Annotated in this window: 5 protein-coding genes and 2 pseudogenes; 5 read left to right on the top strand and 2 right to left on the bottom strand. The window is 65.1% G+C overall.

What is annotated here, in order from left to right:
* The 5 genes and pseudogenes from HX873_RS13890 to HX873_RS13870 form a co-directional block, all read left to right on the top strand.
* Positions 1-183: pseudogene (locus tag HX873_RS13890) on the top strand (LLM class flavin-dependent oxidoreductase); the annotation flags it as partial.
* A gap of 3 nt (positions 184-186) precedes the next feature.
* Positions 187-1,757: pseudogene (locus HX873_RS13885) on the top strand (ABC transporter substrate-binding protein).
* Positions 1,750-2,796 (top strand): ABC transporter permease, encoded by a 1,047-nt coding sequence (locus tag HX873_RS13880; RefSeq protein ID WP_087693865.1) that lies wholly within the window; start codon positions 1,750-1,752, stop codon positions 2,794-2,796. Before HX873_RS13885 ends, HX873_RS13880 begins: the two are co-directional and overlap by 8 nt.
* Entirely contained in the window at positions 2,793-3,629 is an 837-nt protein-coding gene (locus tag HX873_RS13875) for an ABC transporter permease (RefSeq protein ID WP_177122807.1), read from the top strand. The genes HX873_RS13880 and HX873_RS13875 overlap by 4 nt, the downstream gene beginning before the upstream one ends.
* Complete coding sequence (locus HX873_RS13870) at positions 3,626-5,404, top strand: ABC transporter ATP-binding protein (protein ID WP_177122806.1); 1,779 nt, start codon at positions 3,626-3,628, stop codon at positions 5,402-5,404. Before HX873_RS13875 ends, HX873_RS13870 begins: the two co-directional genes overlap by 4 nt.
* Before the next feature lie 97 nt (positions 5,405-5,501).
* Here the strand turns inward: HX873_RS13870 and HX873_RS13865 are convergent, their stop codons facing one another.
* Both HX873_RS13865 and HX873_RS13860 read right to left on the bottom strand, forming a co-directional pair.
* Positions 5,502-6,581, bottom strand: coding sequence for an LLM class flavin-dependent oxidoreductase (locus tag HX873_RS13865; RefSeq protein ID WP_010171267.1), 1,080 nt, complete (start codon positions 6,579-6,581; stop codon positions 5,502-5,504).
* Positions 6,582-6,600: 19 nt separating this feature from the next.
* A partial coding sequence (locus HX873_RS13860; RefSeq protein ID WP_177122805.1) for a TonB-dependent receptor plug domain-containing protein occupies positions 6,601-9,030 on the bottom strand: 2,430 nt, incomplete at its 5' end.

The raw sequence follows: 9,030 nt of genomic DNA, 5'->3' as shown, positions 1-9,030 counted from the left end.
GCCGAACAGGTGGCCGAGCGTATCCGTGAGTACGAAGCCCAGGGCACCTCGGCGTTCATCCTGTCGGGTTTCCCGCTGATCGATGAGGCGCACCGGGTGGCAGACCTGCTGTTCCCGTTGCTCGACCTGGACCATGGTTTTGATGTGCCGCGTCTGAACGCCGTGCAGCAGCAAGAGGCGTAGCTGATGAGCGAAGGATTTTCCCGCCGAGTGTTTCTCGGCAACAGCCTGGCCATCGGCGGCGGCTTGCTGCTGGGTGGTTGTGACAGCGGGGCGGCGCCGACTGCGGTGTTGTCGACCACACCGACCACCGGCGGACGCCTGCGCATCGGCATTATCGACGGCGACCAGTCCGGCAACCTCGATGCCCACAAACCGGTGGGCGGCGGGATCATTCGCGGCTGGGCGCTGTACAGCAAGTTCTGGGAATGGAACACCGACGTCAGTACCCGCCTGGCCCTGGCCGAGTTCGCCGAGCCGAACGCCGATGCCAGCGCCTGGACCATCCGCATCAAGCCGGGCCTGGAGTTCCACCACGGCAAGACCATCGGCGCCGACGACATGCTGTTCTCGCTGCTGCGCCTCACCGATCCGAAACTTGCCTCACCGATCCGAAACTTGCCTCGCCGTTTGCCGGACTGGTGGGCGCCATCGACCGCAATGCGCTGCGCAAGCTGGATGAGCGCACCATCGAAATCCGTTTCAAGGAGGGCCAGAGCTTTTTCCCGCTGGATGAAACCCTGATCAGCTTCGGTGGCATCGTCCCCACCGACTACGACCCAATCACCAATCCGGTGGGCGCCGGCCCCTACAAACTCAAGCGCTTCGTGCCCGGCCAGCGCTCGCTCTACAGCCGGTTCGAGAATTACTACAAACCCGGCCAGCCTTATGCCGACGAACTGGAAATCATCGAATTCAAGGACCAGGTCTCGCGGGTGGCCGCATTGCGTGCCGGGCAGATCGATGTCGCCAGCGGCGTGCAGGCCGAGCACAGCGCGCTGCTCAAGGCCGACTCGCGCCTGTCGCTGTGCGTGTCGCCCAGCACCTCGTTTACCGGCTTCAACCTGAACCTGGCCAAGCCGCCGTTTGACGACGTACGGGTGCGCCAGGCGTTTCGCTTGCTGGCTGATCGGCAAGAGTTGGTGGACCGGGGCCTCAACGGTTTCGGGCGCATCGCCAATGACCTGTATTCGCCCCACGACCCCACCTACAACCACGACATTGCGCAGCGCCCCCATGACCTTGAGCAAGCGCGCTCGCTGCTGCGCCAGGCCGGGCAGACCGATCTGCGGGTGGAGCTGACGACCCCGTCAGGCGCCGGCGTGAATGCCGCTTTGGCGTTTGCGCAACAGGCGAAGAAGGCTGGCGTGGAGGTTCGCGTGACCCAGGTCGACGGCGCGGTATTCAACGGCCCGCAGCGCGAGCAGTGGCAACTCTCACCGGGTTCGACCCCGGCCCGTGGCTTCCTCGCATCGGCGTTGCACAACGACGCGCCCTTGGCGATCTACAACCGCAGCAACTTCCATGACCAGCGTTTCGATGCGCTGTATCGCCAGGCCCTGGCCCAGCCGGATGTGCAATTGCGCAAAGGCCTGGTGCACGAGGCCCAGCAGATTCAACACGAACGCGGCGGCCTGCTGATCTGGGGTTTCAACGATGTGCTGGACGCCGCCTCGGTGCGGGTCGGCGGCCTCACGCCGGAACAGACCACCTTCGCCTCCTGGCGCTTTGACGAGCTGTGGTTGAACCATGTCTAAACCCTTGCGAACGCCGGCCTGGTTGTCATGGTTTATCGGCCGCCTGGGCTACGGCCTGCTTACCGCCTGGGTGATCAGCCTGGTTGTGTTTATCGCCACCCAGGCGCTGCCATCGGACCCGGCCCGGGTGATCCTCGGCCCCGACGCGCCACTGGAGAGCATCCTCACCCTGCAACACCAACTGGGGTTGGACCAACCGATCCTGCGCCAATACCTGCGTTGGCTCGGCTCGGCCCTGAGTGGCGACCTCGGGGTGTCACTGGATTCCAACGCGCCGGTCGGCAGCATCCTGTGGGGGCGTTTCGGCTACACCCTGGCGTTGCTCGCCGGGGTGATCGCCGTGGTGGTGCCGGCGGCGCTGGGCCTCGGCGTGTACCTGGCGCTGCGCCGCGACAGCCACCTCGATCGCTGGAGCCTGTCGTTGCTGATTTTCCTCAAGGCCACGCCGGGCTTTCTGTTGGCCATCGGCCTGGTGCTGCTGTTTTCCATGCCGCATATGGACTGGTTGCCGGCGGTGTCGATCCTCGACCCGGATCAGTCGCTGTGGCGCCAGTTGCCGTTCCTGGTGCTGCCGGTTCTGGCCCTGAGCCTGTCGGCGCTGCCGTACCTCACGCGCATGGTGCGCGCCGCGATGATCGACGCGCTGGAGTCCGACTACGTGATCGCCGCACGGCTGCGGGGCATTCCCCATTGGCGGATCGTGTGGCGGCATACCTTGCCCAACGCGCTGGTCCCGGCGATCCAGGGCGTGGCGCTGACCTTGCGCACGCTGATCGGCGGCGCAGTGCTGGCCGAAGTGATCTTCAGTTACCCCGGCATCGGCACCGCCCTCAACGCGGCGATCCAGATGCGCGACTTGCCGATGATCCAGGCCATCGTGCTGGTGATCACCCTGGCGGTGGTGCTGATCAACCTGTTGGCCGACCTGTTGACGGTGCTGCTCACGCCCAAGCTGCGCACGGCCCGTCGCGTGACCCTGATTTCGCGCAACCGCCGGGGCATCACCCCGTGGTGGCGGCGCTCCCGAGGTGATGCATGAGCAAGACGCGAATTTCCCGCTGGCTGGCCGAACCGCAAACCCGCAAGGGCGCGCTGATCACCTTGCTGGTCATTGCCGTGGCGCTGTTCGGTCCGTTGCTGGCGCCCCATGGCTCGACGGACATGGTCGGGCCGGTGTACGGCGCGCCCACGGGGTGGGCGCTGCTCGGGTATGACTTCCTGGGGCATGACGTGTTGTCGCGGCTGCTCAGCGGCGGCCTCTCGGTGCTGTGGATGTCCGTGGCGGCGGCGAGCATTGCCCTGGCCGTCGGCAGCACCCTCGGCTTGCTCGCGGGGCTGTCGCGGCGGCGCCTGGACCAGTTGATCACCTGGCTGGCGGACGTGTCCCTGGCGTTTCCCGACCTGATCCTGGTGTTGTTGATTGTCTCGATGCTCGGCCGCGCGCCGTGGTTGATCGTGCTCACGGTGTCGATTGCGTTTATCCCGGGGGTGATCCGCCTGGCGCGGGCCAGCGCGGTGGCAGTGGCGGGGCAGGAGTTTGTCGAGGCCGCGCAGATGATGGGCTACTCGCGGCGGCGGATCCTGTTCAAGGAGATCCTGCCGAACATCCTTACGCCGTTGCTGGTGCACTTTGGCAACATGCTGACCTGGGGGGTGGGCATGCTCTCGGGCCTGAGCTTCCTCGGTTATGGCGTGGCGCCGCCGACGGCGGACTGGGGCTTGATGATCAATGAAAACCAGGCCGGGTTGCTGGTGCAGCCCTGGGCGGTGTTGGCCCCCGCTGTGCTGATCGGCGTGTTTGCCTATGGCACCAATATCATCGCTGAAGGCATCGGCCGCAGCAGCGCACGCCTGGGAGAAAAACAGCCATGAATGCAATCGCGCAGATGACGACGACGGTGCTGCAGGTCAGTGGCTTGCGGGTTGAATTGGCGGGGCAGGTGGACGTGTTGTCCGGCGTGTCCTTCAGCCTGGAAGCCGGGGAAATCCTCGGGCTGGTGGGTGAGTCGGGGTCCGGCAAGACCACCTTGGCTACCGCGCTGCTGGCCCATGCCCGACGCGGCGCACAGATTGTCGGTGGCCAGGTGCATGTCGCGGGCCAGGCGTTATTGGGCCTGGAAGGTGAAGCGTTGCGCCGTGCCCGTGGCAGCCTGATCGGCTATGTCGCCCAGGACCCGGCCACGGCGCTCAACCCGGCGCTGCGCATTGGCAGCCTGTTGGATGAAACCCTGGCGGTGCATCAACTGCGCCTGGACAAGGCGGCGCAGCGACAGCGCATCATTGAAACCTTGCGTGATGTTGGTTTGCCGGATGACCCGCAGTTCTTGCGCCGTTTCCCTCATCAACTATCCGGCGGCCAGCAACAGCGAGTGATGCTGGCCCTGGCGTTTGTGCTGCAACCGCGGCTGATCGTGCTGGACGAACCGACCACCGCCCTGGACGTCACCACCCAGGCGCATATCCTCACCACCTTGCGCCGCTTGTGCAAAAGCCAGGGCGTGGCGGCGGTGTATGTGTCCCATGACCTGGCGGTGATCAAGGACCTGGTGGACCGGGTGATGGTGATGTACGCCGGGCGGATTGTTGAAACGGCTACTCGGGACGCCTTGTTCAGTCGGCCATCCCATCCCTACACCCGGGGCTTGTTGGCGGCGATTCCCGATGTGGCCGGGCGCCTTGAATTACGGGCGATTGGCGGGCATGCCCCCGCGCCTGGGCAGCGGCCTCAAGGCTGTGGCTTCGGGCCGCGGTGCGAGCGTTTTCGGGCAGGGTGTTCGCAGCAGGAACCGCTATTGCAGACGCTGTCGCCAGGACATGAAGTGGCGTGTCTTGCACCCCATGGTCAGCCGTTGCAGCGCATCGCCCTGGCGCCGATTGCAGCGATGGACGCGCGCACCGACAAGGCCTTGCTGGAGATCAGCGGGTTGAACGTGGCGTATGACCGCCAGGTGCTGTTTGACGTGTCCCTGCAATTGCTGCCGGGGGAGTGCCTGGCGCTGGTGGGCGAGTCCGGTTCCGGCAAGACCAGCCTGGCGCGGGCCGTTGCCGGGTTGGGGGAGAATGCCGAAGGCGAGCTGCGTTACGCGGGGCAACCGCTGCCGTTACAGGCACGGCAGCGCGAGGCGGGCTTGCGGCACCAGATTCAGTACATCTTCCAGAACCCGTACCGGGCATTGAATCCCCGGCAGACGGTGTACCAGACCTTGAGCGCACCGCTGGAGCACTTCTTTGCGGTTAAAGGCAGTGCCGCGCGTGAGCGGGTGGAGGCGGTGCTCAAGCGGGTGTCGCTGCCGGCTTCGGTGGGCGAGTTGTATCCCCATAGCCTGTCCGGCGGTGAGCGCCAGCGCGTGGCAATTGCCCGGGCATTGCTGTGCGAACCGAAGCTGCTGATCTGCGATGAAATCACCTCGGCGCTGGACGTCTCGGTGCAGGCGTCGATTCTGGATTTGCTGCGCCAGTTGCAGCGGGACGGGTTGACGTTGCTGTTCGTCACCCATGACCTGGGCGTGGTGCGGGCGATTGCCGACCGGGTGTTGGTGCTGAAGGTCGGGCGGGTGGTGGAGCAGGGCGCGGTGGATAGCGTGCTGGATCAGCCGCAGGCGGCGTATACGCAGACGTTGCTTGAGCATTCGCCATCGCTGGGCTGATTGGCACTGCTGCGCAGTGATCGCCGGCAAGCCGGCGCCTACGGTAAAAGGCGCACACCTGTAGGAGCCGGCTTGCCGGCGATAGCGGAGGCCGCCTTTACGCGGCCTTGCGGCGCCGAGCCTCTTCGCGCACCGCCGGGATGATCCACCGCCCATAATCCACGGTGTCATACAGCGGGTCGTACCCCCGGTTCAAAAACGTCGTGACCCCCAGATCCACATAATCCAGCAGCGCCTGGGCCACGGTCTCCGGTGTGCCCACCAATGCCGTGGTGTCGCCATACGCCCCAACGGCCGTCGCCGTCGGCATCCACAACGCGCGGTCATGCCGATCGCCTAAAGCCGCCGCTGCCAGCAACCGTTCCGATCCCGTTCCCTTGATCCGCTTCTGCCACGGGCTGCCCGCCGCGAACTGCGGGTTGGCCTTGATCTGCTCCAGAATCTGCTCGGCCCGTTGCCAGGCCAGTTCCTCGGTCGCGCCCAAAATCAGGCGCACCGACAAACTCACCCTTGGCGCCTGTACACCCGCCGCACTGGCCGCCGCCTTGAGCTTGGCAATCTGCTCCGCCACACCGCTCAACGGTTCGCCCCACAGCGCATACAGGTCCGCATGCTTGACCGCAATCTGGTAGGCAATGTCCGACGACCCGCCAAACGAAATCGGAATGTGTGGCTGTTGCAGCGGCTTGACCGGGGAAAACGCGCCCTTGATGTTGAAGTACTTCCCCTCGAAGTCGAAAGGCTCCTCGGCGGTCCAGGTGCGCCGCACGATCTCCAGGTATTCGTCGGTGCGTTGGTAGCGCTCGGTCTTGTCCAGCAGGAAGTCGCCTTCCTGGGGTTCGGCGGTGATGCCGGTGATGGCATGCAGGCGAATGCGCCCGCCGCCGGTGGTGTGGTCCAGCGTGGCAAACGCGCGGGCTGCGACCGTCGGCGCAGTCAGCCCCGGGCGGTGGGCGATCATGAAGCCCAGGCGCTCGGTGTGCGCCGCCGCGTAGGCGGCGATTTGCAGGCTGTCGGCGCTGCCGGGCCCGCTGGCGATCAGTACCCGGTCAAAGCCTGCGTGTTCATGGGCGCGGGCGTGGTGGCGGATAAAGTCGAGGTCGAAATCCGGGCTGCGCACGCCACGGGTCTCGGACCATTGGCGAGGGAAGATCATGCCGACAAATTCAATGGACATGCTGGGGCTCCTTTGAGGGTTAGAACTGGTAGTCGACCTGGGCCAGCAAGGTGCGGCCCGGCATCGGTTGCAGGAAGGTGTTGGTGGAGCCGGCCAGGCCGCTGACGAAGTTCAGTTCGTTGGTCAGGTTCAGCACGCGCAAGGTGGTGCTCCACTGCGGCTGGCGGTAGTACACGGCAAGGTCGAGGTTGTATTCGTTGGGGATCTTTACGGTCTTGCTCAGGTTCAGGTACCAGTTGCTGGTCCACCAGCCGGACAGCTCGGCGCCAAAACCCGAGTCGAAGCGGTAGTCGACGTAGCCACTGGCGGTGTATTCGGGAATCTGCACCGCGTCGAAACGCCCGGAAGGTCGCTGGTTGAGGCTGTTGTTATCGCCGAACACCGTGCCGTTGTCGGGCACGAACCCGGCCGATGCAAATCCCGCCTGGGAGGTGAATTCGTTGTAGGCATTGAGCTTGGACAGGTTCAGGCCGCTGCGCAGGTGGTCATCCGGCTGATAGCGCACGGTGGCTTCCACGCCCTTGATCACCAGCCGCGCGATGCTGTTGTTGCTGTCTGGCGCCTGGTCCCGAGCCTGCTTGAACGCGGCCAGGGTCATGAACAATTGGTTGGGCACCGCTTCGACCTTCACGCCCACTTCGTGCAACACGCTCAGGCTTTGGAACGCCAACGGGTTGAGCTGGTTGGCGCCACTGCCGCTGCCCCAGCCCAGGCCGTTGGAGAAGAACCCGGTGTTGACCGCCAGCGAGCGATCGAAGGTGTAATACAGCGTGGTGTTTTCCGTGGGCTTGACGTAGGGGCTGACCTGGAACGCGAACAGCCGGTAGTTGTCGCTGTCCTTGCGCGGGTTGCCGCCGGCGAGCACGAACGGGTTGTCGATCTCGGCCTCGATCCAGCTGCGGCTGGCACCGATGTTCAGGCCGAAGTAGTCGCCGTACTTGAGGTTGTGCTGGCTGAACAGGGTCTTGGTGGTCCAGGTGCTTTCGGCGGTGTAGGGCGCTACAGACTCGGCGTAGAGCCCGTGCCCGGCCGGGTACATCGGCGGCAGGTTCAGCCAGCCGTAGTAGTTGGAATACTGCGGCACGCCGGGCTGGCCGATCCATGCGCCATTGCCGCCGGCGGGGTTGGCACCGGTAAGGCCCAGCAGGTCGCCGGGGTTCTTGCCCGAGGGGTTCTGGGTCAGGTCATAGGCGTTGATGGTGGAGCCGAAGCTGTTATTGGCCGCAATCGATTGGTTGAATTCGCGGCGATAGATCAGGCCGGTGTTGCTGTCATCCCGCAGGGTCCAGCCGCCCAGGCGGGTTTCATTGCGCGAGCGGAATTCGAAGCGGTTGTCGAAGATGTTGTCTTTGGACTGCACCTGGAACGAACCCACGGCGTCGGTGATGTCCTTGGAGCGTTCGTAGAACGTGCTGTTGGCCAGCGTGATGGTGGGCGACAAGTCGGCCTCGACGCGCAGTTGCGTGGTAAAGCGCCGGGAGCTGCTTTCGTCTTCCTTGCGTTGCCCGGTTTGCGAGGACAGCGAGCGTTCGCCGTTGCCCGCCAGCGTCGGGTCATACACCCAGCCCCGCAGGCTGCCGGGGTTGCTCTGGGTGTTGGGCGAGGCGGTCTGGAAGCTGCCGTCCACCACGCTGTATTGGCCCTGGGCATTGCGCTGGCGCTTGACCCAGCCGAGGGTTGGCGCATCGGCGGCGCCAGAGGCCAGCACCGGCGACCACAGGGTGTTGCCGTTCTGGATAATCGGCGTGGCGCGCCCGGCGTAGTACTTGCCGTTGTCCACCAGGTCCTGGGTGGCGCGGTTCCAGCCGTGGGTGATGTTGTAGTCGTAGTAGTTGTCGTAGCTGGCGTTCCAGTCCACCCGCACGTTGTCGTTGCGCCAGGCGAGGGCGCCGTAGAACGCGTCGAAATTGTTGTCGACGTTGTCGTAGAAGTCCTGCTGGCGCTGCTTGGTGATGCTCAGGCGGTAGGCCAGGTTGTCGCTCAGTGGCCCGGTATTGTCGATGCTGAATTTGTTGCAACTGCGGGACGTGCCGTCCGGTATCCACGAGCCCAGCTCACCGCTGAGCTTGGTCTTGAACTCATTGAAGTCGGGTTTCTTGCTCAGGTAGTTCACATAGCCGCCGCTGCCGGACACCGAACCGTAGGTGACCGACGACGGCCCGGCGACGATGTCGGCGCCTTCGTAGGCGTTGAAGTTCGCCGGGTGGCGCACGCCGTAACCGCGCTGGCCGTCCTGGAACACCTCGGAGCCCTGGGCGCGAAACTGCGGGGCGATGCCGGCGTTCTGGCCGCCGCCCCGGGTGATACCGGGGGCGTATTTGACCAGGTCATCGGCGCTGCGGATCGAGTCGTTGGCCAACTGCTCGGCGTTGATCTGCACCACCGAACGCGGCGTGTCGAGGACCTTGGTCTCCATGCCGCCGTACACCGACGTCGGCGGGCGGGTGGG

The organism is Pseudomonas sp. P7758, from assembly GCF_013386485.1.
GTDB lineage: Bacteria > Pseudomonadota > Gammaproteobacteria > Pseudomonadales > Pseudomonadaceae > Aquipseudomonas.
Note: the sequence above shows the minus strand (reverse complement) of the source record. Positions and strands in the feature narration are given on the sequence as shown.

What these genes read in the sequence shown, in the direction of transcription:
- HX873_RS13880 (WP_087693865.1), top strand. Translation starts at nt 1,750, where the DNA reads ATGTCTAAACCCTTGCGAACGCCGGCCTGGTTGTCATGGTTTATCGGC.
- HX873_RS13875 (WP_177122807.1), top strand. Translation starts at nt 2,793, where the DNA reads ATGAGCAAGACGCGAATTTCCCGCTGGCTGGCCGAACCGCAAACCCGC.
- HX873_RS13870 (WP_177122806.1), top strand. Translation starts at nt 3,626, where the DNA reads ATGAATGCAATCGCGCAGATGACGACGACGGTGCTGCAGGTCAGTGGC.
- HX873_RS13865 (WP_010171267.1), bottom strand. Translation starts at nt 6,581, where the DNA reads ATGTCCATTGAATTTGTCGGCATGATCTTCCCTCGCCAATGGTCCGAG.